Source organism: Pseudomonas sp. PvP001, assembly GCF_040546375.1.
GTDB lineage: Bacteria > Pseudomonadota > Gammaproteobacteria > Pseudomonadales > Pseudomonadaceae > Aquipseudomonas > Aquipseudomonas coleopterorum.
The window spans coordinates 4,442,337-4,466,727 of the sequence record NZ_JBEPNQ010000001.1; the positions used below are offsets into that span (position 1 = coordinate 4,442,337).

Sequence of the window (24,391 nt, forward strand, 5' to 3'; positions counted from 1 at the left end):
CTGTAGGAATTTGTTCTGGCAACGGTAGGATCAGATTCCGAAACTACTCAAGACCTCTATGAACCCCCTCCCGGAACCCTGCAGTCCCGCGCTCCCCGCAACATCCTTCTCCTGCCTGACGAGTAACCTTCCATGGAATGGCTAGCCGACCCCACGGCCTGGCTCGGCCTGGCGACCCTGATCGTCCTGGAACTGGTTCTGGGCATCGACAACCTGGTATTCATCGCGATTCTCGCCGACAAACTGCCGCCCCATCAGCGCGATCGCGCGCGGGTGATCGGCCTGTCCCTGGCGTTGATCATGCGCCTGGGCCTGCTGGCCAGTATTTCCTGGATGGTGACCCTGACCGAGCCGCTGTTCGAGGTGTTCGGCAAGACGTTCTCCGGGCGTGACCTGATCATGCTGTTCGGCGGTGTCTTCCTGCTGTTCAAGGCCACCATGGAGTTGCACGAACGCCTCGAAGGGCATGTCGCGCAGCGGGCCGGCGTCAAGACCTACGCGCTGTTCTGGCCCATCGTTGCGCAGATCGTCGTGCTCGATGCGGTGTTCTCCCTGGATGCGGTCATCACCGCCGTGGGCATGGTGGATGAACTGTCGATCATGATGATCGCGGTGATCTTCTCCATCGGCCTGATGATCGTCGCCAGCAAGCCGTTGACCCGTTTCGTCAACAGCCACCCGACCGTGATCATGCTGTGCCTGGGCTTCCTGATGATGATCGGCTTCGCGCTGACCGCCGAAGGCCTGGGCTTCCACATTCCCAAGGGCTACCTGTACGCCGCGATCGGTTTCTCGATCCTGATCGAGGTGTTCAACCAGATCGCGCGGGCACGGCGCAAACACAAGCACCAGGACCGACCGATGCGCGAGCGCACAGCCCACGCCGTGTTGCGCCTGCTCGGCGGTCGCCGTCCGGCCAGCGAAGCCATGGACGAGGAGATCGAAGACCTGGTGGGCGAGGAGCCGAGCGAAGCGCTGTTCGATCGCCGCGAGCGGGTGATGATCAGCGGCGTGTTGAACCTGGCCGAAAAGCCCATCCGAAGCATCATGACCGTGCGTGCCCAGGTCGACTGTCTGGATTTGGACGCGTCGCGGGAAGTCACCGAGCAGACCCTGATGCAGTCGTCCTACTCACGCCTGCCATTGATCGCTCAGGGTCAGGTCGACGAGCCGCTGGGCTTCGTCCACAAGAAAGAGTTGCTCAAGCAATTGCTGGCCGGTGAGGCACCGGACTTGGCCAGCCTGGCGCGCCAGCCGATCAACCTGCTCGAAAGCTTCAGCATCCTCAACGCCCTGGAGCAGATGCGCGCTCAGTCCACGCACATCGCGTTCGTGGTCAACGAGTTCGGTGGGTTCATCGGGATTCTGACCATGACCGACATTCTCGAATCGATCGCAGGCGAGCTGCCCGACGCCAGCGAAGTGCAGGCGCCGGACATCGTCGAGCAGGACGATGGCTATCGCGTCAGCGCGGCGCTGGACCTCAGGCAGATCCAGACACGCATAGGCTTCGACGCGCCGCCGACCAATGACTACCAGACCCTGGCAGGCATGGTCATGAGCCTGCTCGACCGCTTGCCCAAACAGGGCGACACCCTGCAATGGGAGCACTGGAGCCTGACCGTGCTCGCCGTCGAGGAGCGTCGGGTCAAGCAGGTGCTCCTGCGTAAGCAGCCAGTAGACGTCTAGCGCGGTATCACACCGCGCGACGCGAGCGGGCCAGATGTTTGGCCCCCTCGAACATCAACACCAGCACCGCCAGCCAGATCGGCAAGTAGGTCAGCCACTGGTCTGGCGCGATGCTCTCGCCCAGCAACAGTGCCACACCCACCAACAACACCGGCTCCACATAGCTGAGCAGCCCGAACAGGCTGAACGGCAGCAAGCGGCTGGCCATCACGTAACAGATCAATGCCGAGGCGCTGATCACCCCCAGCACCGGGATCAACACGTACAGCAGCGGCCGTGTGTCCATATCCGCCGATGACAGATGCCCTTGCACGATGAACAACAGCGCCGCCGGCAGCATCAGGCACATGTCCGTCCACAGCCCGCCCAGGTGATCGTTGCGGCACGCGCGTCGCAGCACGAAATACACCGGGTAGCCGGCCGCCACCAGCAGTGTTTCCCAGGCGAAGCGGCCGTGCTGGAACAATTCGTGGCCTACACCACAGGCGGCGCAGAGCACCGCCAGTTTCTGCAGGTGCGAGAGCTGTTCGCCATACACTACACGCCCGGTCAGCACCATGGTCAGCGGCAGCAGGAAATACCCCAACGACACTTCCAGGCTGCGCCCGTGCAGCGGCGCCCACAGAAACAGCCACAACTGCACGCCCATCAGCGCCGAGGTACCGATCGATCCGAGCAGCAGTGCCGGGCGCTGGGCAATGCGACGCCAGACCTTGCCGATCAGCGGCAGATCGCCGCTGAGCCACATGAACAGGGTCACGCAGGGCAGGGTCAGCAGCATGCGCCAGCCGAACATCTCTTCGCCGCTCAGGGGCGCCAGCAACGAGGTATAGAAATACATCACGGCGAACAGGGTCGACGCCGTGACTGATGTGATGATGCCTTTGGACAAGGGAGCCTCGAAACGCAAAAAACCTGACTGAGCCGACAATGATCTCAGGCGGTCGAGCAGGGTACAACCTGTGCGTTCAGAGGCCGTGCTTTCAACCCTGCCGCAGCGCTCGCTCGAAATCCGTCGGCGGCATGGGTCGGGCAAACAGATACCCCTGCAGGTACTTCACATCGCGTGCCGCCAGGTAGGCACGCTGCTCCTCGGTTTCCACGCCCTCGGCCACCACTTGCAATCCGAGCTTGGCCGACAGCTCGATGATGCTGTCCAGCACATGCCGAGAAAGGGTGTTGACGCCGATCATGGCCACGAAGCTCTGGTCGATCTTGAGGAGGTCGACCTTGAATTGCTGCAGATAGCTCAGACTCGACTGACCGGTACCGAAATCGTCGATCGCAATGCTCACGCCTAGTCCACGCAGACGGTCGAACAGCCCGTGGATCTCGGCGCAGGGCTGGATCAGCTCACGTTCGGTCAGCTCCAGGGTCAAGGCGACCCGGCCTTGCGGAAACGCCTCCAGGAACGCCTTGCAGTCGTCGAACAGTGCCGGGTCCTGGCAATGCCGCGCGGTGATATTGATGCCGACATGGAAACCCACCGGCAGGTGATCCAGGCAGGCCGCCAGCTGCTGCGCCGTGCGCTTCATCAGCAGGCGGGTCATGGGCACGATCAATCCACAGTCTTCGGCATAGGGGATGAACAGGTCCGGACGGACCAGGCCTTCGCGCGGGTGCTGCCAGCGCATCAACACCTCCACACCGGCCCAGGCGGCACCCTGGCTGAACACGATGGGCTGGAAGAAGGGCACGAATTCCCCGGCATCCAGAGCGCGTTGCAGTTCCTGGTAGCGCGATGGGGAGCGGCTCATGGCCCACCGGCAGAGCCCACCGGCGACCGCCGCTATCAGCAGCAGCAGGGAGAACATCCCGATGTACTGTTCACGAATCAAGGTCCAGCGAGCCCCGGCCGGGAAGCCACTGACGACGCTGAACGGATAACGCGCAGACTTCAACTGCGTGTGGGCCACCGCCGACACGGGCGCAGTGCCTTGATGCACCTTGCCATTGGCCTCGATCCAGTTCGGACCCACCTGCAGGGTGATTGCGTTGGCCGAGCCCATCATTCGCAAGGCGTTGGACAAGTGATAGCCGTCGACGGTGCTCAATACGCTGGCCTGGCCACGGGTGGCACGATAGATCAGCAAGCCGCGGTCAGGCGTGACCGGATTGCCCGCCAGCAGCCACAACTGTCCATCGACGTAGTCGAGCGGGTCCACTGCTTCGCTGACATTGCCGGACAGGGAGCTGCAATACAGTGTGCCAGCGTCGATCAGGTTCACCGACCGTACGAAGGGTCGCCGGGTCACCTGATCGAGCAGGGCCGGTTGCACCTGGGCGCACGGCTGGCGGGACAGCGGCAGGACTGCATCGGCGGCAGCCGCCACGTTGTCGAGGATGAGCTCGAATTGCTCGATTGCCAGCTGGCTGGTGCGGACCGCCGCCGTATTGAGCGAGCGGTCGGCTTCCCAGCTCAAGATGATCGCGCCACACACTAGCGGCACTGCTGCCGCCAACCAGGGCAGCAGCAGGCGCGAGTTGCGGCGTTTGGAGGCGGCAAGTTGCAACGGCATGAGGGCAACAATCCTTGTGCGCAGAGTAAGCGGACGGGGAAGTCGTCATCATTTCATGAAAGCGCCCGCACGGGCAGGCGCGGGCGCTTATTTATCCTTGGATTGATCCGGTTTCTGCATTTGCACCGAGGACGGTGTGCCGTCGTTGTTGCCTTTGGTGGTGCTTTTGTCGGCGCTGTCGAAACAGCCTTGCAGCAGCGCCAGGCATAGCACCAGGCCGGTATAGGGAAGGACTTTCATGGTGATCTCCGATGTTCGAGGCGTGCAGGTTGGACTCGGACCTATCCATTTGGTTGCCTGCCGTACGCTGTCGTCCCGCGACCTATTGCGACTGCGCAGGGTCACATGCAAGGCCAGTCAGCCAAGGGAGCCCGGCACGGATGAAAAAACTCAAGATCGCCACCTTCAACGTCAACGGCATCCGTGCGCATCAGGCCAACCTGATCGCCTGGCTGGAACGCGATCAGCCGGACATCGTGTGTCTGCAGGAGCTCAAGGCAGCCGACAAGGACTTCCCCGCCAGTGCGCTGGAAGCCGTAGGGTACGGTGCCCTCTGGCACGGGCAGTCGTCATGGAATGGCGTTGCCATCCTGGCGCGAGACGCGCAACCCCTGGAGAGTCGCCGTGGCCTGCCTGGCGATCCGGACGAGCAGCAGAGCCGCTACCTGGAAGCGGCCGTGCACGGTGTACTGGTCGGCTGCCTGTACCTGCCCAACGGCAACCCTCAGCCAGGCCCCAAGTTCGACTACAAACTGGCCTGGTTCGAACGCCTCATCGAGCATGCCAGGACGCTGCAATCCAGCGATCATCCTGTGGTGCTGGCGGGTGACTACAATGTGGTGCCCACCGACCAGGACATCTACAGCCCCAAGTCCTGGCTCAAGGACGCCTTGCTGCAACCAGAAAGTCGGGAAGCCTATGCACGGCTCCTCGAGCAAGGCTGGACCGATGCGCTACGCGCGCTGTACCCCGAGGAGCGCATCTTACACCTTCTGGGATTACTTTCGCCAGCACTGGCAGAAGAATTCAGGATTGCGTATCGATCACCTGCTGCTCAACCCGGCACTGGCGCCGTACCTGACGGACGCCGGCGTGGATGCCTGGGTGCGCAACGAGGCACACGCCAGCGACCATGCGCCGACCTGGATCCAGATCGGCACACGCAAGCGCAAGCGCTGATGCTTCAGGCGTCGGCCACCCCGCGCAGGCGCTGGGCACCCTTGCGCAGCAACTGCTCGGTGGCCGCCCAGCCCAGGCAGCCATCGGTGACCGATACGCCATAGCGCATGTGCCCACTGATTGGCTGATTGCCTTCCTGCAAGTGGCTTTCCAACATGACCGCCACCAACGAACGATCGCCGTCCAGGCGCTGCTGCAGCACATCGTCGAACACCGCTGGCTGACGCAAAGGGTCCTTGCCACTGTTGGCATGACTGCAGTCGACCATGATCCGCGCTTTCACACCTGCCTTGGCCAGGTCGTGGTGGACTTGGGCGACACTCTGCCGGTCGTAGTTCGGGCCTCGGTGGCCGCCACGCAACACCAGATGGGTATCGGGATTGCCGGTGGTGTCGATCATCGCCGGATGCCCTTGCGGATCGATACCGAAGTGGCGATGAGCATGCGCCGCACTGCGCATGGCATCGCATGCCACGCCTACACTGCCGTCGGTGCCGTTCTTGAAGCCCACCGGGATGCCCAGGCCACTGGCCAGTTCGCGATGGATCTGCGATTCGGTGGTACGCGCGCCGATTGCGACCCAGCTCAACAGGTCATCGAAGTAGCCCGCTGCCATTGGCTGCAGCACTTCGCTGGCCAGCGGCAGGCCCAGGGTCAGCATTTCGCGCATCAGGTCGCGGCACAGGGTCAGGCCGCCCGCCATGTCGTCGGTGCCGTCCAGGTAAGGATCGTACGCCAGGCCTTTCCAGCCCACCGTGGTGCGTGGCTTTTCCACGTAGGCGCGCATCACCAGCAGCATTTCGCCCTTGAGCTCATGGGCCAGCTGGCTCAGGTTGCGGGCGTACTCGAGCGCGGACTTCGGATCGTGCAGGGAGCAGGGGCCGACCACCACCAGCAGGCGTGGGTCACGGCCTTCGAGAATGGCGCGGATGGCAAGACGGTGGTTCTGCACTTGGGCTGCGAGTGGGTCCGGTACGGGCAACTGCTGCTTGAGCGCGAAGTGACTGGGCAGGCGATGGGTTGCCGATGTATTGGCAGCGTCCTTCACCGCATGGGGCTGGACGAGGGTGGTGCGAGGCAGAGCGGTCAGGCTGTTGTTCATGATCAAGGTCCTGGACAGCGGCGGGGTGGTTGCCCGCTTGCGCTGTCCTGTCAAGGTGTTCGACAAAGTGCCGGGGAATCTGGACTGAGGGTCATGCCACCCATGAACGACCGGTCGGAGGCGGCAGGCTGGCCCGAACGGAGGTTGCTAAATCGCCAGAAGTCGCAGGTGTCGAAACGGTAATAGGTGAAGTAGGTCATGAAGCGTTCCTCGATTCGTGGCGAAAGTGCCGGTTGAAACAGAATGTGCTGAAAAACGTGAAGCCCTGAAAAGCAAAAACCCCCGGTCGGGGAGCCGACCGGGGGTTGAGAATTCTCTGTCAGGCGACCCCTACGAAATGGGCGCCGAGATGGGTATCAGGCGCGCCAGTGGCTAAACCAATACCCAAAATAAAAGCTTACCGGTGCACGCACAGCCGTCATTGCTGCGCAGGTCGCAGGCAAGGATGCAGGGCTGAGGGTGTTGTGCGACATTGAGCGTCTCCGATAGATGGCTGGAGCTTACTTCAGCCGTGGCGAAGGATTCAAGCCCATTCTTGCAGTGGAGACTATTCGATGACTCTGTACCTACGGCCTGCAGCCAACGCCGATCTGCGGTTCGCCCGGGACCTCACTCGGCAGGCGATGCTGCCTTACTACGCTCGGCACGACCTGCTCTGGCTCGACGCCGGCTTCGACCAGGCCTGGCACTGGCGCGATAACCGAGTGATCTGCCGCGATACGGTATCGCTGGGCTACATCAGCCTTTCCAGAGATACCCAGGCCCTGTTCATTCGCGAGTTGCATCTGTTGCCGGCGCATCGGGGTCAGGGCGTCGGTCAATGGGTGCTCGAACAGGTCGCATTGCTGGCCCGCAGCGAGCGCCTGCCCCGAATACGACTGATGGTGTTCAAGGACAATCCCGCGCAGCGACTCTACAGCCGCCACGGGTTCGAAGTGGTGGGCGAGCAGGACAGCTTCCTGCGCATGGAGCATGTCCTGCCCCGGCTCGGTGGCTGACAGCGTTTCTGGTGGCGTCCCGTCAGCGTTGGCCTTGCTCCAGAGGAACAGTGGTGATACCCAGTTTCATGCCCAACAGCACGGCGACCCTGTGTGCCTCGCCACGCCTTCCTTTCTTGCGTCCGGCCAACACCTGATAGGTGGTAGCGGGATCCACGCCATGCTCACGCGCAAACTCTTGTACCGATTTCCCTTGCTGATCGAGCCAGGCCCTGGCTTGTGCGGCAGTCCGTATACCATGCATAGTTCAAGTCCGTTTTAGATGGTTCAAAGTGGTATTTTTCAGCACCGTTTCGGGTGTTTCGATAAAGGATTATACATTCAAATGACTGGAATCGGTCCCCGACTAAGGGAAGAGCGCGAGCGTCTGGAGCTCACGCAACGAGAGTTTGGCCAAGTGGGCGGGGTGGAACCCAATGCCCAGGGCAAGTATGAAAATGGTGAAAGATCCCCCAGAGCCGACTACTTGGCGGCTGTTTCGACGATAGGCGTCGACGTTCTGTATGTTGTGCTGGGACGCCGGACACCGCTCGCCGAGCAGGCACTCAGCGGCGGCGAGGAAAAAGTCCTAGAGACATATCGGATACTTCCTACATCCGGGCAAGCAGCGCTGAGCAATCTGGCCAACAGCATGGCCGAGATGGCGGCGAACTATTCGGTACGCGGCAGGGTCCAGAAAAAAATAGCGCCTGCAAAGCGTCCGGATTGATTGTCGCATCGACGTGCAACCCCATATCCATGACGCTTTGAGCTAGGTCCAAAGGAGCAATGTTTGCTACTGTGGCGGCATTCCCCGAGACCACTATTACGAGGTGTCCGTTTGATTCGGGTTCTAGTAGTCGACGATCACGACCTGGTCCGCACCGGTATCACCCGGATGCTCGCCGATATAGACGACCTGCAGGTCGTGGGCCAGGCGGAGTCGGGCGAGGGGGCACTGCAGTCTGCCCGCGAGCTCAAGCCGGACGTGGTCCTGATGGACGTCAAGATGCCCGGCATCGGTGGTCTCGAAGCCACGCGAAAACTGTTGCGCAGCCACCCCGACATAAAGGTGGTGGCCGTGACCGTCTGCGAGGAAGACCCATTTCCCACGCGCCTGCTGCAAGCAGGTGCGGCGGGGTACCTGACCAAGGGCGCAGGGCTGGCGGAAATGGTTCAGGCCATTCGCCTGGTCTTCGCCGGTCAGCGCTACATCAGCCCACAGATTGCCCAACAGCTGGCGCTGAAGTCGTTTCAGCCACAGACCAGCCATTCGCCGTTCGACCTGTTGTCCGAACGGGAAATCCAGATTGCCTTGATGATCGTTGGCTGCCAGAAGGTCCAGATCATCTCAGATAAGCTCTGCCTGTCGCCAAAGACGGTCAACACCTACCGCTACCGGATCTTCGAGAAGCTCTCCGTGACCAGTGATGTGGAATTGACCTTGCTGGCGGTCCGGCATGGCATGGTAGACACCAACCTTTGACCATGACCGCTCCATTCGATCCCAGTGCCTTTCTTGCCACCTGCAGCGGACGTCCGGGCGTGTACCGGATGTTCGACGACGCCATGCGCCTGCTGTACGTGGGCAAGGCCAAGAACCTCAAGAAGCGTCTTGCCAGCTATTTCCGCAAGACCGGCCAGGCGCCCAAGACGGCCGCGCTGGTGGGCAAGATCCACCAGATCGAAACCACCATCACCGCCAACGAGACCGAGGCGCTGCTGCTCGAGCAGACCCTGATCAAGGAATGGCGGCCGCCCTACAACATTCTGCTGCGTGACGATAAGTCCTACCCATATGTGTTTCTGTCCGACGGCGAATTTCCACGGCTGAGCATTCACCGGGGCGCCAAGAAAGCCAAGGGTCGATACTTCGGCCCGTACCCAAGCGCCGGGGCGATCCGTGAAAGCCTGAGCCTGCTGCAGAAAACCTTCTTCGTGCGCCAGTGCGAGGACAGCTATTTCAGGAATCGCACGCGGCCCTGTCTGCAGCACCAGATCAAACGCTGCAAGGCGCCGTGCGTCAGGTTGGTGGAAGCGCCCGAATACGCCGAGGACGTGCGCCATTCGGTGATGTTCCTGGAAGGACGCAGCAACCAGCTGACCAATGAGCTGTCGGCCAGCATGGAGAAGGCGGCGATGGACCTGCAGTTCGAGGAGGCTGCGCAACTGCGCGACCAGATCGGTCTGCTGCGCCGAGTGCAGGACCAGCAAAGCATGGAAGGCGGCAGCGGCGACGTCGACGTCATCGCCGCTTTCGTCAATCCGGGCGGTGCCTGCGTGCACCTCATCACCGTGCGCAGCGGCAGGGTTCTGGGCAGCAAGAATTTCTTTCCCCAGGTAGGTATCGAAGAGGAGGTCGCCGAGGTCATGTCGGCGTTCCTCTCGCAGTACTACCTGGGCAGTTCCGAGCGCGACCTGCCCAGCGAGTTGATCGTCAACGTCATTCCCGAAGACCACGAAGCGTTGCTCGATGCCCTCGACACCCTGCGTGGACGCGAGTTGAGCCTCAGCCATCGCGTGCGCGGAACCCGGGCACGCTGGCAGCAGTTGGCGGTGACCAACGCCGAGCAGGCGCTGGGCGCACGCCTCGCCAACCGCCAGCACGTCGCCGCGCGCTTCGATGCGCTGGCCGAGGTGCTGAACCTGGACGAGCCCCCGCAGCGCCTCGAGTGCTACGACATCAGCCACTCCAGCGGTGAAGCCACCGTGGCGTCGTGCGTGGTGTTCGGCCCCGAAGGGCCGATCAAGGCCGATTACCGTCGCTACAACATCGATGGCGTTACCGCAGGCGATGACTACGCAGCCATGCATCAAGCGCTGATGCGGCGCTTCAGCAAGATCAAGGCAGGCGAGGGCAAGCTGCCAGACGTGCTGTTGGTGGACGGTGGCAAGGGCCAGTTGAACATGGCCCGGGACGTCCTCAACGAGCTGGCCATACCCGACCTGATCCTGCTCGGCGTGGCCAAGGGCACGACGCGCAAGGCCGGCTTCGAAACGCTGTACCTCAACGACGTGGCTCACGAGTTCACGCTCAAGGGTGATTCGCCGGCGCTGCACCTGATCCAGCAGATCCGTGACGAAGCCCACCGTTTTGCAATCACCGGTCACCGCGCACGGCGTGGCAAGACCCGACGAACGTCCACCCTGGAAGGGGTGGCAGGCGTCGGGCCGAAGCGCCGCCGCGAACTTCTGAAGCATTTCGGCGGGCTGCAGGAAATCGCCCGCGCCAGCGTCGAAGAAATCGCCAAGGCACCGGGAATCAGTAAAAAGCTGGCAGAGTCGATTTATGCGAACCTGCACAGCGAGTAGAATGCCATCTCACCTTGCAGCCAGTTGTGCCGATGAATATCCCTAACTTGCTTACCGTACTGCGCGTCCTGCTGATACCGTTCTTCATACTGCTGTTCTATCTGCCCTACCATTGGAGCTACATGGCAGCCAGTACGGTGTTCGCGATCGCGGCAGCCACCGACTGGCTGGATGGCTATCTGGCCCGTCGGTGGGAGCAGAGTACGCCGTTCGGCGCCTTCCTCGACCCGGTGGCCGATAAGCTCATGGTGGCGGTGGCGCTGGTGCTGCTGGTGCAGGAGCACGCCAACTTCTGGCTGACTTTGCCTGCTGCCATCATCATCGGACGCGAGATCGTCGTTTCCGCGCTGCGCGAGTGGATGGCCGAGATCGGCGCCCGGGCCCAGGTGGCGGTGTCCAACATGGGTAAATGGAAGACCGCTGCGCAGATGCTGGCCCTGGTCATCCTGCTGGCCAACCCCAAGGCCATGACCTTCTGGGTCATCGTCGGCTATACGCTTTTGATCGTCGCCGCCGCGTTGACCCTGTGGTCCATGCTGCAATACCTGCGCGCCGCCTGGCCACACTTGCGCACGACCGCCGAGAAAAAATAAAACTATTTTTGAATCAAAGGCTTGACGGGTGTCGCCGATTAGATAGAATGGCGCCCGTCAACACGACGCGGGAATAGCTCAGTTGGTAGAGCACGACCTTGCCAAGGTCGGGGTCGCGAGTTCGAGTCTCGTTTCCCGCTCCAGTTTGTTTGCGTGCAGCAGTTTCTTGCTTCACGTTTGGGGCCGAGTAGCAAAGTGGTTATGCTGCGGATTGCAAATCCGCCTACGCCGGTTCGATTCCGACCTCGGCCTCCATCATTGAGAACCCCGCAGATTAACGTCTGCGGGGTTTTTCTTTGGGCGACCGAAAAAAGCCTGTGTACCCGAACTGCACGTACCTCTACGGTGGTTGTCTGTTGGTCTGCAACAATGTCAGTTGCGCGTCAGAGGTACCGCGCGCCTGATTGCGGTTGTGCCTGCCAAAGGATTGGTTTAGCTTTGCGCCAGTAATGGCAACGGGCCATGTCTCTTGGCATGACACCGGGATGGCAACGGTTACAACACTCTGGGATCAACCATGAAAAGATTCGTCGTGCTCGATAGTTTCCGCGGTCTCTGTGCGGTGGCTGTCGTGCTGTTCCACACTTATGTGGTTCAAAGCATTGCCGAGCTCGAGTTTTTCAAGCACGCGTTTCTGTTCGTGGAGTTCTTTTTTATCCTCAGCGGTTTCGTGTTGTTCCACACCTACGGCCAGCGTTTGAACAACGCGACTGATTATAAGGATTTCTTCATCAGTCGCACGGCTCGCCTTTATCCCCTGCACCTGACCATGTTGGGCGTCTACCTAGCACTGGAATTGGGCCGCTCATTGGCTGAGAAGAAAGGGTTCAGTTTCAACGAACCGGCATTCAGTGGCGCTACGTCGATGCACGAATTCCTGCCTAACCTGCTTCTGCTGCAATCCTGGCTGAACAGTGCCATGACCGGCTCGTTCAATTACCCGGCCTGGAGCATCAGCATCGAGTACTACCTGTACTTGATATTCGGCGTGATTGCAGTGCTGGCGCGCACCCGCACGATCAAGATCTTCGCAGTCATGTCCCTGGCGGCCTTCATCACCTTGTGGAACGGTGAGTCCTGGCTGAAGCTGGAGATCTTCCGCGGTATTTCATGCTTCTTCGCCGGTGCCTGCCTGTACGTGATCTACGATCGTATCAAGGACCTGGACCTGGACGCCGTGGACTTCAATCTGCTGGAAATTGCCCTGGTCCTGGGCAGCTATCGCCTCCTGGTATCGGACATCGATCACAAGGGCGTGTATGCCAGCCTGCTGTTCTGTCTCTTGATCCTGGCATTCTCGTTCGAGCGCGGCGTGGTTTCGCGACTGCTGCACCACCGTTTCTTCGTCTGGCTGGGCGCCTTGTCGTTCTCGATCTATTTGACGCACGCGGCCATTCTGTTTGTGTTCAAGAGCGCCATCATCGTTCTGTCGAAAGTGCTGCACACAGACCTGACAGAGACCTTGCAGGGCCATGACATGCCCAACATGGTCAAGTACATCTCGACCCACAGTGTCTGGCTCGACAACGGCATCGTCGTCTTGCAACTGGCGGCGGTCCTGCTGGTCTCGACCTTGACCTACAAGTACGTCGAGATGCCGGGCGTGCAGCTGGGCAAGCGCCTGACACGCCGCAAAGGCTCGACGCCAGGTCCTACCTTGCAGGGTGCGGCGCAGTAACTTGATCAGCTCACCCCATTGGGCCCTTCCAGCACCCGGCGGATCTTCTTCGCCAGTTCACTGGGAATATAGGGCTTGGAAATCACCTGGAAATCCGTGCCGCCCACGTCGGTGCGCTCCAGGGAGTTTTCCGAGTAGCCGGTTGTGAGCAGGATCTTGATGCTGGGGCGCATGCGTTTGGCTTCGCGGGCGAGCATGACGCCGTTGATGCCGCCGGGCATGATCAAGTCGGTGAACAACACGTCGAAGTCGTCGTTCTCGAGCTGCTCGAGGGCGTCCTTGCCGTTGTAGGCAATGGCGCAGCTGTAGCCGTATTCCTCGAGAATGGTCTGCGCCAGTTCGGCGACATCGGGCCGGTCTTCGACGATGAGGATTTTCTCGTGACCGGGATAGGCGTGGGTGTCCTCGATTGGCGTCAGGGCATGGGGTTGGCTGTCATCGGCAGGAAAGTACATGCGCAAGGTGGTGCCGATGCCCTCTTCGGAGTAGATGCGCACCGAGCCGCCGGATTGCTTGACGAATCCGTACACCATGGAGAGCCCCAGTCCCGAGCCCTTGCCTTCTTCCTTGGTGGTGAAAAAGGGGTCCATGACCCGGTTGACGATCGATTCTGGCATGCCGCGACCGCTGTCGGTGATCGCGATACTGACGTAGCGGCCAGGCATCAGCCCGTCGTAGGACACCTGCCGATCGAGCGTGACATTCTGCGTATCGACGGCCAGGGTGCGACGGGAACGACCCTCCATGGCGTCGCGGGCATTGATGAACACGTTGAGCAATGCGACTTCGGTCTGGGTCGGGTCCAGGCGGCAGTTCCACAGGTCTTCGGCCAGGCTGTAGCGGATCTGCGTATCGGCCAGAGTGCGCTCGGCGGTTTCCTTGAAGTTGTCGATCAGGCCGTTCAAATTCACCACGCGGCCCTGCAGCTTCTGTTTGCGAGAAAACGCCAGCAGCTGTTGCGTCAGGGTAGTCGCGCGCTCGGCGGCATCGCGGGCGTGCCTGGCGTTGCGCCGCAGGCGCTCTTGTTCGTACTGCGGCTTGTCGACCGAGCGCTGGATCATGTCCAGGTAACCGATCATCACCTGCAGCAGGTTGTTGAAGTCGTGGGCAATACCGCCGGTCAACTGCCCCAGAGCTTCCATCTTCTGTGCCTGACGCAGGCCATCTTCGGCATCGCGACGACGACTGACGTCAAGCTGCGAGGCGAAGAAATAGATGAGCTCGTTGGATTCGTTGTAGACGGGGGAGATGAACAGGGCGTTCCAGAAGCTCGAGCCGTCCTTCTTGTAGTTGACGACTTCGACGGCCACTTCCCGGCGGGCTTCTACGGCCGCTCTGACTTGGGCAATAGTGTCGGGATCGGTTTCCGGGCCTTGCAGGAAGCGACAATTGCGACCGAGCAACTCGCTTGACGAATAACCGGTCATCTCGATGAAGGCATTGTTGGCAAAGATGATCGGATTGTCCGGCATCTTGGGGTCGGTAATGATCATCGGCATACGAGTGGTTTCGACAGCGGCGAAGAAGATATTGTGATCAGACTTGCTGATATCGCCCGTGAAGCCGTCGGTCACTCGGGTAGTACGTTTAGTCATTACTGCTCCGGGTAAGAATACACAGGCCCTGCGTCACTGCCGCCGGATGGGCGTTGGCAACTTCAGGGCTGGGTAGGAGGTGCGAGTTTTTCGCAGATGCCTTTCAACTTATCCATCGAGAAAGGTTTGCCCAGCCAATGCACTTTCTTGTCGCACAGGGAGTTCGCGGCCCCGTGGAAACCGGATGCGACGATCACTGGTGTTTCCGGGTTGCGGGTATGGACGCGATTCACCAACTCCACTCCATCGATCTCGCCTGGCATCTGCAGGTCCGTGATCAGCAGTTTGAGCGGGAAGGGGCGGTTGACGATGTGCTGCCAGGCTTCGTCGGCCGTGGCGAATGCGCGGACGCGATAGCCGAAGTCCTCGAGAATCTCCACCAGGAGTTCAAGGACCAGGGTTTCATCTTCGACGACGACAATCGTTTCCATGGCGGCGATCATTTGGTTGGTTAGCGAATCGGACACGGCGCTGACGGGAAGATTCATTACGCAGGACCGCTCGTAAGCTGCCACTACCGTTCATGCCATTGGTACCCGACAATCGCCCTGCACTAATGGCACTAAGATATCATTGCGCAGTCTAGTAAAATTCTGAATCACATCTCCGGTGTCCCATGCAAGCCGTTCAAGCCCAACCGGCCCATTCCCCTGAGCCGCACACCATGGCAATGGTCGAGCAAGCCATCGCCGGCGGGGTGGGCGGACTCACCTTCGAGCCGGCTCTGGAGCGTCGCTACGAGACGGACACGCAGCGTCAGCGCCTGCAATTTCTGACGTCGACAGGCATTTGCGGCGCGGTCATCTACAACCTCTTTCTGATCAGCGACTGGCTTGCCCTCCAGGACGTGTTTGCCTACGTGGCCGTAGGGCGCCTGCTGCTGATCACCCCGATGATCATCGCCATCCTGCTGCTGGCACAGCGCCTGACCTCGCGTCGTGCGCTGGAAACCGTCTCGGCGACGGCCACGGTATTGTCCTCGCTGATGCCGCTGGTGGTGATGATCTACAGCGACAGCCCCTATCGCTTGCACTATCAGCTAGGCATGTTGTTGCTGATGGTCTACTGCACGATGATCCAGCAGTTACCGTTTCGCTTTGCGGCAGCCGCCATGGCCAGCATGTTGGGAATCCAGCTGGTCACCACCCACATTGCCGGGTTCATGGACCCGGTCACGTGGCGTGCCAATGCCTTTCTGTACGGCTCCACGGTCATATTGCTGTTGATGGCATCGTATTTTCTGGAGCGGGGTAGCCGTTTGAGCTACCTGTATGCCTTGCGCGGACGCCTGCTGGAGGTGCAGCTCACCGACATGGCCCGTACCGACCCGCTGACCCAGTTGTTCAACCGCCGACATCAGGGCGATGTAATGGCCCAGCTATGGCAGGCCGCAGGGACCCAGGCGACTCGCGTCACGGCGATCCTCATCGATATCGATCATTTCAAGCTCTACAACGACAGCTATGGGCACCTTCAGGGGGACAACTGCTTGAAGCAGGTCAGCGCCACCATCAAGCAGTTGTCCGCGCAAGCCAACGCTCTGCCGTTTCGTTTCGGAGGCGAGGAGATGCTGGTGTTGTGGGTAGGGGTCGACGGCCAGCAGGCCAGACAGCTGGGGCAAGACCTGTGCACGGCGGTGGCGGATCTGGCGCTGCCCCATCCGGCCCTGGGTGCGGAGGCGCGGGTAACCATCAGTGTGGGAATAGCGACGGGTCTTGCGCCCTATGTCACGGCGCACAATCTGATCGGGGCGGCGGACCAGGCGTTGTATGCCGCCAAGGACGCCGGACGCAACTGCCTGCGTCAGGCACCCTTCGAAGGCAGCGCGGCGGCTTGACTGGCGATGCGAGTGGTCAATCCTGCAGGGCTCGCAGCCGCGCTTCCTTGGCATCGTCGAAAATCATGTAAAGCGTTTCAATGTCGGCAGGCTTGAGCTTGCGCGATTGTTCCAGCCCCAGAATCAGTGCGATTTCGAGCGCGCCTTCGCGCTCGACATCCGCTTTCGTACTCGCGGCATTCAGTGCCCGTACCAAGTCGTTGATCGAACCTCGCACGTCCTTGGGCAGCTTCAGTAGATCCAGGCGTTCCTGCGGCATATATGACGCTCTCCAACAAGACAACGGGGGACGGTGGCGACTCCACCTGGCCTCAACGCGTCAATTCATGGCCGTAGGGTACGCGGAAGCCCGACGCATTGCGATGACCGCCACCGCCGAACTGTTTGGCGATTTCGGACACGTCCATGCCTTCATCCGTGCTGCGCAGTGAAAACGAGCGGCCTTTGGGACCGTCCGAGTAACACGCGGCAAATGGCTCGCCCTGGGTCATGATGTTGCCCGCATCGCTGGCGAACAGCGAGGGTATGTTGGCCACCGGAACGTCATGACCGCCAATCGACATGCGGCGCGCAGTGGACCGCAGCAGATCGGCCACGGTTTTCTGCCGCTGCCTTTCGATCGCGATGCCATCGGCCAGCAGATCCTCCACCGGCGCTGCCAGCAGCGTGTCCCAGACAGTGAAATCCTGCGGATAGCTGAACAGATTGGACAGCACTTCACGGGTACCCGGCAGCTTGAAGCGCCACAGGTCACGATCTTCGATATGGTCGATCAGGGCAGGGCGCGGCTGGCCGGCGAAGAAGTAGTCCCAGGCCAAGCCCGCACCCGAACGGTTCATATCGAACAGGGCGTGCACGTTGCCGCCCTCGACCGGTTCGCCGAAGGCCCCGGCCACCGGCACCTTGAGCAGGTCTGCCTGGGCGGTCTTGTGGTGATCGAGCACCAGAATCGACAAGGCCTGGGCGGCCATGGCCATGAGCGTTGCGTAATCGTAGGCGAAATCCACGATCAGCACGTGCCGACCACTGACATCGGGAGGCAGCTGGCCGTGGCCGGCGGCGTAGAACTCTACCTCAGGCCCGAGTGCCTTGCGCACTACCCAGGCTGCGCCGAACCCGTCGGCGCAGTTTCCGTGGTAGATGCAAAGCGTGTTCGTAGGGACTGCGGTCATGTAGGGCTCCAAAATAGATGATCAATGCGCATCGGTCATTCTAAGCGATTGCAGGGACGTGCGCGTGAACCCGATGGCAGAACTGGCCTTTGGCCTACGACCGTCCATCGCGGCGGCGAAGCATTTGTTCGACGCCGGCAGTCATTGTCGTGGGATGAGCCCGAACAAGGATTTCACCGAGGAGCCACCGTGTCGATTTCAACGTCCAGTCCAGACCAGCGTCACCATGCAATGCAGGCGCTGCTCGAAGAGTTCGCGATGCGCGGCGTCGACATGCAAGCGGTCGCCGAAGCAGCGAAGCTGCGGCTGCTGGGCAGCTCCGAGCTGTGCCTGCTGCACGCCGACTACCGCGTTCAATGCGCCAGGGCGGTAGATGAATTGCTCAGTCAGGTCACGCTGTCGCAAACTTGAACGGTGGCGCCCGTGCGGGCGACAGCTCTCAACCAGAGGTGCATGCAGCCATGGTCGAACTCGATACGCTGTACCAGCATATGGCGCAGGGGCCCTATCTGGTCTTGACCGGGGCCGGTATCAGTACCGCTTCGGGCATTCCTGACTATCGCGATACCGAAGGCGTCAGGCGCGGCAACGCGCCCATCATGCATCAGGATTTCATCGCCAGTGCCGCCACGCGCAAGCGCTATTGGGCGAGGGCGATGGTGGGCTGGCGCGGCGTGCACCAGGCTTCGCCGAATGCTGCCCACCAGGCGCTGGCAGCGTTGCAGTCGCAGGGCCTGATCAGCGGTGTGATCACCCAGAATGTCGATGGGCTGCATGATGCTGCCGGTAGCCGCAATGTCGTCGAGCTGCACGGCAACCTGCATCGGGTGGTCTGTCTGGACTGTGGAATGCGCTTGCAACGCGACGATGTCCAGTTGTTGCTGGAAGAACAGAACCCCTACTTGCAGGATGTTCACGCGGTACTTGCGCCGGACGGCGACGCGCAACTGGCGGCGCGCTTTCTGGAGTCCTTTCGCACGCCCCACTGTCCGTGTTGCGGCAGCGACATGCTCAAGCCAGACGTGGTCTTCTTCGGTGGCGGCGTGGAGCCTGCGCACGCTCAGGCGGCCTGGAAAGCCGTGGCGTCGGCACCGGGCATGCTGATCGTCGGTTCCTCGCTGATGGCCTACTCAAGCTTTCGCCTGTGTCAGGAAATGTCGCGTCAGGGCAAGCGTCTTCTCGCGATCAACCTGGGACGCACCCGCGCCGATGGGTTGCTCAGCGTCAAGGTCGTACATCCCTGCGAGCAGGTGCTGCCCCAGATCGCGCAAAGGCTCGTCCAGGGCGCTCCACCATCAGCCTAGCGCGGTGTCCATGAACATCATGACGGCGAAGCCCAGCATCAGGCCCAGCGTAGCTGGGGTCTGGTGGCCATTGCGGTGGGTTTCCGGAATGACTTCGTGGGACACCACGAAGATCATGGCGCCAGCCGCCAAGCCCATGCTGATCGGGTAGGACAACGCGAAGCCGCTCGACAGCCCCAGGCCGACCATCGCCCCCAGCGGCTCCATCAGGCCCGAGCCCATGGCCACCAGTGCGGCTTTGCCGGAACTCAGGCCGGTTGCCCGCAGCGACATGGCCACCGCCAGACCCTCGGGAATATCCTGCAGCAGGATCGCGCTGGTCAGCGGAATCCCGACCGCCAGGTTGCCATCGGACAGGCTGACGCCAATGGCCATGCCTTCGGGGAGGTTGTGCAGCGTGATGGCCAACACGAAGAGCCATACCCGGTGTATCCGCTCGGCGTTGGGACCGTGTCTGCCGGCGTTCTCATGCTCGTGGGGAATCACCTTGTCCAAGGCCAGCATCAGACCGACGCCCAGCCCCAGGCCCAGGATCACCACCAGCGCCGCCAGCGCAGGGCTGTCGGTATGGGTATTGGCGGCCTCCAGACCCGGAAGCAGCAGGGAGAACGTACTGGCTGCCAGCATCATGCCTCCGGCGAAGCCAAGCATGACGTCCTGCACCTTCGAGGAAATCTCCCGCAGCGCCAGGGCAATCAACGCACCCAGTGCCGTCGCCGCGAAACCGCCGGTGCCACCCAGCAGGGCGTACCAGGCGTGCTGACGGTCGGCATGCAGCAAGGCATTGACGATGCTCCACACCAGGACCACGGCGCTGACGGCCAATAGCACGCCGGTAAGGGTCCATAACCAGGGTTTGTCGCGAAATCGCTGTGGCCAGCTGTCGCTGGCGGCGGTGTTGGAAGGCATAGGGCTCTCGGGAATTTGCGGCAGGCTTAAGCATGGACCCAAATAAGCGGCAGGGGTTGCGCCGCATGTAAATGGACGCGATAGGAAAAATCTTTTTTTTTCGTGCATCCAAAGCTTCGGCTCGCGAGTAGTACCTACAGCAGCCACACAAGGCGCTGCCGCCTCGATCCCTTATCTGGAGCTTACGCGATGAACAGCACACACCGTTTCTGCTTGGCCAACGTCCTCTTCGCCGCTACCTTCGCTTTGGCAACCACTGCCCAGGCGCAAATGGATCTGCCTGCCCCGGTCCAGGTTCCGGCCGGTAACAAGGTCGCCATGGAAACCGTCGGCAAGGGTGAAATCACCTATGAATGCCGTGACAAGGCCAATGCCGCCGGCCAGACCGAATGGACGTTCGTCGGACCCAAGGCGGTCCTCGATGATCGTGCCGGCAAGCAGGTGGGCACCTATTATGGCCCGCCCGCCACGTGGCAGTCGGCAGACGGCTCCAAGGTGACCGGCACCCAGGTCGCCGTGGCTCCAGCCGGTGACGGCAATCTGCCGTACCAATTGGTCAAGGCCAACCCTGCCGAAGGCAAAGGCGCCATGCAGGGTGTCACCTACATCCAGCGCACCGCGCTCAAGGGTGGCGTGGCCCCTACCAGCGCCTGCACCACCGCGCAGAAGGGTCAGAAAGAAACCGTGAAATACCAGGCCGACTACATTTTCTGGTCCGCCAAGTAACGATGCCGTAGCAGCGGCGCGCGGAACGGCAAGTCCGCGCGTCTGGTCTACACTGCCCAGCGAACTTCATTCTTCCACTTGCCATGGCGGTCTTTCGTGTCCCTTGCCGGAAAATCCATTCGATTACGAAGTCGCCCTGCAGCAGTGTGCTCGTGGCGATCGCCAGGCACTGCAGGGCTTGTATCAGCGCGAGGGCGGGCGCCTGCTCGCCGTGGCCCTGCGCCTGGTTGGCGAGCGGGCACTGGCCGAGGACATCGTGCACGACGCGTTCGTGCGAATCTGGACCCAGGCGGCCAGTTTCGATGCCCAACGAGGCTCGGCGCGGGGGTGGATGTTCACCATCACCCGGCATCTTGCGCTCAACCATATTCGGCGCCACGCCAGGGTGCGAGCCCTCAACGATGAAGATCTGGACGGGTTGGCGACCGAGGAGCCAGCGGAGGCTGTGCTGGGCAGCGCACGAATCGACGGCTGCCTGGAACAACTCGATCCGCAGCGCCGCCAATGCCTGTACCACGCCTATCTGGATGGCTATTCACATGCTGAAATTGCTCAGCGGCTGCAAACGCCGCTGGGTACGGTCAAGGCCTGGATCAAACGCAGTCTGGCGGCGCTGCGTGAGTGCATGGGATGAGCGAACCAAGCGAGCAGGTAGAACCCATGAATACTGAAGAACTGGCCAGCGAATACGTACTCGGAACGCTCGACGCCGCGCAGCGCGCAGAGGTCGAACGGCGATTGGCCACGGATCGTGAACTGCGCGCCGCGGTCGATGCCTGGGAAGCGCGGTTGCTGCCGCTAGCTGAGCGCGTCACCCCAGTACCAACGCCTGCGACCTTGTGGCCTCGCATCCAACGCAGCCTGGACAGCGCAGGGGCGCAGCCGGTACCCATCTGGTGGAATCGCCTGGGTGTATGGCGGGGCCTGGCGGGCGCCGGGCTGGCAGCAACCCTGGTGCTCGGCGCCCTGTTGTTCAACGTCCGCGCGCCGGTGCCGGGACCGGCCTATGTGGTCGTGCTCATCGCGCCCCAGGACAAGGCACCGGGCTGGGTCGTGCAGGCCAGCGATTCGAGGGAAGTGCAATTGATCCCCCTCAGCGAGACGGCGGTACCGCCGGATCGAGCCTTGCAGTTCTGGACCAAGGCCGACAGCTGGCAAGGCCCTGTCTCCCTGGGGCTGGTGGAGCCTGGACAAAGCGTGCATGTACCCTTGGACAAGCTGCCACCGCTGGAAAACAACCAGCTGTTCGAGCTGACCCTGGAGCCCAAGTCGGGTTCGACGACGGGCCGACCGACCGGCCCCATCCAGTTCATCGGTCGTGCGGTCAAGGTGATCTGAGCCGTAGCGCGGACGCCTACGGCCGCAGCCGCTCTTCCTGGCAATCCGGGCCGCCCATGTCGAACTCGCGACAGATCAACGGGCGATTCAGGTAGATACTGCAACTCATGGTGCGTCGGTCCAGCGCCGCGCACCAGCCATCGTCGAGACGCGACATGGTTTCCGATCCCCATTCATCCACTTCGATGAAGCGTTCCGGCACGCCGGTGTCGGTGATGAGCATGACTTCCAGCCGGCAGCATTTGGCCGCGCAGCGGTCACAGCTGATGTTAGGGTCGAAGTCGCTGGCTACAGCGATGTCATGCAGCACGATCAAGGGCAAGGCCTGGCGGAAAATGATCGGCGCAGCCTACCGGGTGTTGCGCCATTTCACAAAGCAAGCCGACCGTATCAGCGCTTCAAGCGACGGGTTGCTGCTCAGGCCGCCTTGGAGGGTTTGCGTTTGCGTTTCTTCTTCCACGGTGTGGCACCCTTCGGCGCCGGGCCGCTGATGACCATGCGCAACCCGGCACAACGTTCCACCAGCTTGCTCATCCAGGCCGATTGCTTGGCCACGAACGTCTCCAGCGACATCTCGCCGCTCTGCACCATGTCCAGCGCCTGTTCCCAGATGGCGGTGGTGCCCGGGTCGGCGATGGCCCGAGGGACCGCGTCGATCAAGCTGAAGGCGGCAGGTGCGGCGGCCAGGGCCTTGCCCTGTTTGGTCAGATAACCGCGGTCGATCAGGCCCTGGATGATGCCGGCACGAGTGGCCTCGGTGCCGATCCCGGTGGTGTCCTTGAGTTTCTGCTTCAGTCGCGGGTCTTCGACCAGCTTGGCGACGTTCTTCATCGCCTTGATGAGGTCGCCTTCAGTGAAGGGCTTGGGCGGTTGGGTCCACAGGTCCTTGAGTTTCACGTCGCGCACCGCGCAGGTCTGGCCCTGGGTCAGCCGTGGCAGGGGCTGTGGTGCCGGCGCTTCGCGGCCCTTGGCTGCGCCGAGCGCTTGTGGGATGGCGCGCTTCCAGCCGGGCTCGACCACCTGTTTGCCTACCGCACGCAGCGCGTGGCTGGCGCAGTCGAAGTCGGCCTGGGTACGGTCGTATTCGTGATTGGGCAGGAACTGCGCCAGGTAGCGGGCGCGGATCAGGCTGTAGACCGCGCGATATTTGCCTTGCAGCTTGTCCGCCGTTGCAGCGACAGTGGTCGGGATGATGCCGTGGTGAGCACCGACCTTGGCGTCGTTCCAGGCGCGTGAGCGGCGCTGGGCATCCAGGTAGGGCAGCAAGGGCGTCAGCCCGGGATCGGCGCGGCCCAGCGCGGCAATGATTGTTCCTGCATCCCCATGCTGGCTGAGTGGCAGGTAGCCGCAATCGCTGCGAGGGTAGGTGATGACCTTGTGGGTTTCGTACAGCGCCTGAGCCACGTCGAGCGTCTCCTGGGCGCCCAGGCCCAGCTTCTTCGAGCAGACTTCCTGCAGTGTGCCCAGGTCGAAGGGCAGGGGGGCGGCCTCTTTCATGCGCTCGGTGCGCAGCTTGGTCAGCGTCGCCTGGTTTGCCTGCATCATCGCTGCAGCGGCCTGTTGCGCCAACAGCTGGTTCAGGCAACGTCCCTGGTCGTCGCAGCTGTCCGGCGGTGGTATCCATTGCGCCGTGAATTCGGTCTGCTCGCCGAGCAGTTGCACATCGATGGCCCAATAGGCGGCGGGGACGAAATCGGCGATGCTGCGGTCGCGGTCCACCACCAGCCGCAGGGTCGGCGTCTGGACGCGCCCTACCGGCAGCACACCCTGGTAGCCGGCCTGACGCCCGAGCAGGGTGAACAGCCGGCTCATGTTCATGCCGATCAGCCAGTCGGCCCGCGAGCGGCCCAGTGCGCTGTGGTAGAGGGAGAATGTCTCGGCACCTGGCTTGAGGGCCGCCAGCGCCTTGCGGATCGAAGCGTCGTCCAGGGCCGAGAGCCACAGGCGCTGCACCGGACCCCGGTAGCGACAATGCTCGACCAGCTCGCGGGCGATCATTTCACCTTCGCGGTCGGCGTCCGTCGCGATGACCAGTTCCGCAGCTTCACCCAACAGGCGCTTGACCGCCTTGAACTGGCTGGCAGTCTTGCGCTTGACCTGCATCTTCCATTGCTGCGGGATGATCGGCAGGTCTGCCAGCACCCAACGCTTGTAGCGGGCGTCGTAGGCGTCCGGGGGTGCGGTCTCCAGCAGGTGGCCGATGCACCAGGTGACCGTGACGGCGTTGCCCAGCCAGCAGCCGTCGCCACGACGCGTGGCGCCGAGGACCTTGGCGATGTCCTTGGCCTGGGACGGTTTTTCGCAGAGAAACAGCCGCATGAGAACCTGATCGAAAAGCTGTACAGAGGTCTAGCATGCCAGACGTGCCGCCACAGGCAAGCTTTATGTGTATGGATGTACAGTTTATGATGTTGCTTCATATGAGCCGGACGTGCCGTTGCCGCGCCCACATTTTCCGTTA

General features: G+C 61.8%; 25 protein-coding genes, 2 tRNA genes and 1 pseudogene. 16 read left to right on the forward strand and 12 right to left on the reverse strand.

Annotation, left to right across the window (positions count from 1 at the left end; genetic code table 11):
• Nucleotides 1-132: 132 nt before the first annotated feature.
• A complete protein-coding gene (locus ABMD26_RS20405) occupies nt 133-1,689 on the forward strand; it encodes a TerC family protein (RefSeq protein WP_134721800.1) in 1,557 nt (518 codons plus the stop codon).
• A 7-nt stretch (nt 1,690-1,696) separates the two neighbouring features.
• On the opposite strand, the gene rarD is transcribed toward ABMD26_RS20405, so the two are convergent.
• From rarD to ABMD26_RS20420, 3 genes are all read right to left on the reverse strand, one after another.
• On the reverse strand, nt 1,697-2,581 hold the full coding sequence (gene rarD / locus ABMD26_RS20410; RefSeq protein WP_134721801.1) for an EamA family transporter RarD: 885 nt from the start codon (nt 2,579-2,581) through the stop codon (nt 1,697-1,699).
• A 91-nt stretch (nt 2,582-2,672) separates the two neighbouring features.
• Nucleotides 2,673-4,208 carry an EAL domain-containing protein gene (locus ABMD26_RS20415; RefSeq protein WP_354311447.1) on the reverse strand — a complete coding sequence of 512 codons (1,536 nt, stop codon included), beginning with the start codon at nt 4,206-4,208 and terminating at the stop codon, nt 2,673-2,675.
• A gap of 87 nt (nt 4,209-4,295) precedes the next feature.
• On the reverse strand, nt 4,296-4,448 hold the full coding sequence (locus tag ABMD26_RS20420; protein ID WP_167649283.1) for a hypothetical protein: 153 nt from the start codon (nt 4,446-4,448) through the stop codon (nt 4,296-4,298).
• Between the two features lie 140 nt (nt 4,449-4,588).
• Between ABMD26_RS20420 and xth the strand changes: the two are divergent.
• Nucleotides 4,589-5,387: pseudogene (xth, locus tag ABMD26_RS20425) on the forward strand (exodeoxyribonuclease III).
• Between the two features lie 4 nt (nt 5,388-5,391).
• Here xth and ABMD26_RS20430 read toward each other — a convergent pair.
• A complete protein-coding gene (locus ABMD26_RS20430) occupies nt 5,392-6,489 on the reverse strand; it encodes a 3-deoxy-7-phosphoheptulonate synthase (protein WP_192066985.1) in 1,098 nt (365 codons plus the stop codon).
• A 554-nt stretch (nt 6,490-7,043) separates the two neighbouring features.
• On the opposite strand from ABMD26_RS20430, the gene ABMD26_RS20435 reads away from it, so the two are divergent.
• Nucleotides 7,044-7,487, forward strand: a complete 444-nt coding sequence (locus ABMD26_RS20435; protein ID WP_134721805.1) for a GNAT family N-acetyltransferase — start codon at nt 7,044-7,046, stop codon at nt 7,485-7,487.
• A 22-nt stretch (nt 7,488-7,509) separates the two neighbouring features.
• On the opposite strand, the gene ABMD26_RS20440 is transcribed toward ABMD26_RS20435, so the two are convergent.
• A complete protein-coding gene (locus tag ABMD26_RS20440) occupies nt 7,510-7,731 on the reverse strand; it encodes a DNA-binding protein (RefSeq protein ID WP_134721806.1) in 222 nt (73 codons plus the stop codon).
• Between the two features lie 81 nt (nt 7,732-7,812).
• Here ABMD26_RS20440 and ABMD26_RS20445 point away from each other — a divergent pair, with 81 nt between their 5' ends.
• The 7 genes from ABMD26_RS20445 to ABMD26_RS20475 all read left to right on the forward strand — a co-directional run bounded on the left by ABMD26_RS20445 (nt 7,813) and on the right by ABMD26_RS20475 (nt 13,049).
• Nucleotides 7,813-8,196 (forward strand): helix-turn-helix domain-containing protein, encoded by a 384-nt coding sequence (locus ABMD26_RS20445; protein ID WP_049859928.1) that lies wholly within the window; start codon nt 7,813-7,815, stop codon nt 8,194-8,196.
• Between the two features lie 111 nt (nt 8,197-8,307).
• Nucleotides 8,308-8,952, forward strand: coding sequence for a response regulator transcription factor GacA (gene gacA, locus ABMD26_RS20450; protein WP_122743366.1), 645 nt, complete (start codon nt 8,308-8,310; stop codon nt 8,950-8,952).
• A 2-nt stretch (nt 8,953-8,954) separates the two neighbouring features.
• Nucleotides 8,955-10,778: an excinuclease ABC subunit UvrC gene (gene uvrC / locus ABMD26_RS20455; protein WP_134721807.1), complete on the forward strand. Its 1,824-nt coding sequence runs from the start codon at nt 8,955-8,957 to the stop codon at nt 10,776-10,778.
• Nucleotides 10,779-10,810: 32 nt separating this feature from the next.
• Nucleotides 10,811-11,371 (forward strand): CDP-diacylglycerol--glycerol-3-phosphate 3-phosphatidyltransferase, encoded by a 561-nt coding sequence (gene pgsA / locus ABMD26_RS20460; protein ID WP_122743365.1) that lies wholly within the window; start codon nt 10,811-10,813, stop codon nt 11,369-11,371.
• A gap of 67 nt (nt 11,372-11,438) precedes the next feature.
• Nucleotides 11,439-11,514 (forward strand) — tRNA-Gly (locus ABMD26_RS20465).
• Between the two features lie 38 nt (nt 11,515-11,552).
• Nucleotides 11,553-11,626, forward strand: a tRNA-Cys gene (locus ABMD26_RS20470).
• 262 nt (nt 11,627-11,888) lie between these two features.
• Nucleotides 11,889-13,049 carry an acyltransferase family protein gene (locus tag ABMD26_RS20475; protein ID WP_354311455.1) on the forward strand — a complete coding sequence of 387 codons (1,161 nt, stop codon included), beginning with the start codon at nt 11,889-11,891 and terminating at the stop codon, nt 13,047-13,049.
• 5 nt (nt 13,050-13,054) lie between these two features.
• On the opposite strand, the gene ABMD26_RS20480 is transcribed toward ABMD26_RS20475, so the two are convergent.
• On the reverse strand, nt 13,055-14,644 hold the full coding sequence (locus ABMD26_RS20480; RefSeq protein WP_134721809.1) for a histidine kinase famiy protein: 1,590 nt from the start codon (nt 14,642-14,644) through the stop codon (nt 13,055-13,057).
• A gap of 62 nt (nt 14,645-14,706) precedes the next feature.
• Nucleotides 14,707-15,132: a response regulator gene (locus ABMD26_RS20485; protein ID WP_134721810.1), complete on the reverse strand. Its 426-nt coding sequence runs from the start codon at nt 15,130-15,132 to the stop codon at nt 14,707-14,709.
• A gap of 128 nt (nt 15,133-15,260) precedes the next feature.
• On the opposite strand from ABMD26_RS20485, the gene ABMD26_RS20490 reads away from it, so the two are divergent.
• The gene (locus ABMD26_RS20490; RefSeq protein WP_122743361.1) at nt 15,261-16,481 is read left to right on the forward strand and encodes a GGDEF domain-containing protein; all 1,221 of its coding nucleotides are present in this window, start codon (nt 15,261-15,263) and stop codon (nt 16,479-16,481) included.
• Nucleotides 16,482-16,497: 16 nt separating this feature from the next.
• Here the strand turns inward: ABMD26_RS20490 and ABMD26_RS20495 are convergent, their stop codons facing one another.
• Both ABMD26_RS20495 and ABMD26_RS20500 read right to left on the reverse strand, forming a co-directional pair.
• Complete coding sequence (locus tag ABMD26_RS20495; protein ID WP_049859949.1) at nt 16,498-16,740, reverse strand: hypothetical protein; 243 nt, start codon at nt 16,738-16,740, stop codon at nt 16,498-16,500.
• Between the two features lie 52 nt (nt 16,741-16,792).
• The gene (locus ABMD26_RS20500; RefSeq protein WP_354311458.1) at nt 16,793-17,653 is read right to left on the reverse strand and encodes a DHH family phosphoesterase; all 861 of its coding nucleotides are present in this window, start codon (nt 17,651-17,653) and stop codon (nt 16,793-16,795) included.
• 189 nt (nt 17,654-17,842) lie between these two features.
• Here ABMD26_RS20500 and ABMD26_RS20505 point away from each other — a divergent pair, with 189 nt between their 5' ends.
• Nucleotides 17,843-18,064, forward strand: coding sequence for a hypothetical protein (locus ABMD26_RS20505; RefSeq protein WP_134721813.1), 222 nt, complete (start codon nt 17,843-17,845; stop codon nt 18,062-18,064).
• A gap of 38 nt (nt 18,065-18,102) precedes the next feature.
• Entirely contained in the window at nt 18,103-18,957 is an 855-nt protein-coding gene (locus ABMD26_RS20510) for an NAD-dependent protein deacetylase (RefSeq protein WP_354311851.1), read from the forward strand.
• On the opposite strand, the gene ABMD26_RS20515 is transcribed toward ABMD26_RS20510, so the two are convergent.
• Nucleotides 18,949-19,866, reverse strand: a complete 918-nt coding sequence (locus ABMD26_RS20515) for a ZIP family metal transporter (RefSeq protein ID WP_049859953.1) — start codon at nt 19,864-19,866, stop codon at nt 18,949-18,951. The genes ABMD26_RS20510 and ABMD26_RS20515 overlap by 9 nt on opposite strands.
• Before the next feature lie 189 nt (nt 19,867-20,055).
• Here ABMD26_RS20515 and ABMD26_RS20520 point away from each other — a divergent pair, with 189 nt between their 5' ends.
• The 3 genes from ABMD26_RS20520 (at nt 20,056) to ABMD26_RS20530 (ending at nt 21,930) form a co-directional block, all read left to right on the forward strand.
• Complete coding sequence (locus ABMD26_RS20520; protein WP_056842295.1) at nt 20,056-20,592, forward strand: DUF3455 domain-containing protein; 537 nt, start codon at nt 20,056-20,058, stop codon at nt 20,590-20,592.
• Between the two features lie 103 nt (nt 20,593-20,695).
• On the forward strand, nt 20,696-21,226 hold the full coding sequence (locus ABMD26_RS20525) for a sigma-70 family RNA polymerase sigma factor (RefSeq protein ID WP_244633889.1): 531 nt from the start codon (nt 20,696-20,698) through the stop codon (nt 21,224-21,226).
• Nucleotides 21,223-21,930, forward strand: a complete 708-nt coding sequence (locus tag ABMD26_RS20530; RefSeq protein ID WP_414704978.1) for an anti-sigma factor — start codon at nt 21,223-21,225, stop codon at nt 21,928-21,930. The genes ABMD26_RS20525 and ABMD26_RS20530 overlap by 4 nt, the downstream gene beginning before the upstream one ends.
• A gap of 16 nt (nt 21,931-21,946) precedes the next feature.
• Here the strand turns inward: ABMD26_RS20530 and ABMD26_RS20535 are convergent, their stop codons facing one another.
• On the reverse strand, nt 21,947-22,246 hold the full coding sequence (locus ABMD26_RS20535; protein WP_502948325.1) for a YkgJ family cysteine cluster protein: 300 nt from the start codon (nt 22,244-22,246) through the stop codon (nt 21,947-21,949).
• Between the two features lie 101 nt (nt 22,247-22,347).
• On the reverse strand, nt 22,348-24,249 hold the full coding sequence (locus ABMD26_RS20540) for a DNA topoisomerase III (protein ID WP_354311462.1): 1,902 nt from the start codon (nt 24,247-24,249) through the stop codon (nt 22,348-22,350).
• Nucleotides 24,250-24,391: the final 142 nt, after the last annotated feature.

Bases quoted from the DNA above. Each gene is read 5' to 3' on its own strand.
- ABMD26_RS20405 (WP_134721800.1), top strand. From the start codon at position 133: ATGGAATGGCTAGCCGACCCCACGGCCTGGCTCGGCCTGGCGACCCTG.
- ABMD26_RS20415 (WP_354311447.1), bottom strand. From the start codon at position 4,208: ATGCCGTTGCAACTTGCCGCCTCCAAACGCCGCAACTCGCGCCTGCTG.
- ABMD26_RS20420 (WP_167649283.1), bottom strand. From the start codon at position 4,448: ATGAAAGTCCTTCCCTATACCGGCCTGGTGCTATGCCTGGCGCTGCTG.
- ABMD26_RS20430 (WP_192066985.1), bottom strand. From the start codon at position 6,489: ATGAACAACAGCCTGACCGCTCTGCCTCGCACCACCCTCGTCCAGCCC.
- ABMD26_RS20435 (WP_134721805.1), top strand. From the start codon at position 7,044: ATGACTCTGTACCTACGGCCTGCAGCCAACGCCGATCTGCGGTTCGCC.
- ABMD26_RS20440 (WP_134721806.1), bottom strand. From the start codon at position 7,731: ATGCATGGTATACGGACTGCCGCACAAGCCAGGGCCTGGCTCGATCAG.
- ABMD26_RS20445 (WP_049859928.1), top strand. From the start codon at position 7,813: ATGACTGGAATCGGTCCCCGACTAAGGGAAGAGCGCGAGCGTCTGGAG.
- uvrC (WP_134721807.1), top strand. From the start codon at position 8,955: ATGACCGCTCCATTCGATCCCAGTGCCTTTCTTGCCACCTGCAGCGGA.
- pgsA (WP_122743365.1), top strand. From the start codon at position 10,811: ATGAATATCCCTAACTTGCTTACCGTACTGCGCGTCCTGCTGATACCG.
- ABMD26_RS20475 (WP_354311455.1), top strand. From the start codon at position 11,889: ATGAAAAGATTCGTCGTGCTCGATAGTTTCCGCGGTCTCTGTGCGGTG.
- ABMD26_RS20480 (WP_134721809.1), bottom strand. From the start codon at position 14,644: ATGACTAAACGTACTACCCGAGTGACCGACGGCTTCACGGGCGATATC.
- ABMD26_RS20485 (WP_134721810.1), bottom strand. From the start codon at position 15,132: ATGAATCTTCCCGTCAGCGCCGTGTCCGATTCGCTAACCAACCAAATG.
- ABMD26_RS20490 (WP_122743361.1), top strand. From the start codon at position 15,261: ATGCAAGCCGTTCAAGCCCAACCGGCCCATTCCCCTGAGCCGCACACC.
- ABMD26_RS20495 (WP_049859949.1), bottom strand. From the start codon at position 16,740: ATGCCGCAGGAACGCCTGGATCTACTGAAGCTGCCCAAGGACGTGCGA.
- ABMD26_RS20500 (WP_354311458.1), bottom strand. From the start codon at position 17,653: ATGACCGCAGTCCCTACGAACACGCTTTGCATCTACCACGGAAACTGC.
- ABMD26_RS20515 (WP_049859953.1), bottom strand. From the start codon at position 19,866: ATGCCTTCCAACACCGCCGCCAGCGACAGCTGGCCACAGCGATTTCGC.
- ABMD26_RS20520 (WP_056842295.1), top strand. From the start codon at position 20,056: ATGAACAGCACACACCGTTTCTGCTTGGCCAACGTCCTCTTCGCCGCT.
- ABMD26_RS20530 (WP_414704978.1), top strand. From the start codon at position 21,223: ATGAGCGAACCAAGCGAGCAGGTAGAACCCATGAATACTGAAGAACTG.
- ABMD26_RS20540 (WP_354311462.1), bottom strand. From the start codon at position 24,249: ATGCGGCTGTTTCTCTGCGAAAAACCGTCCCAGGCCAAGGACATCGCC.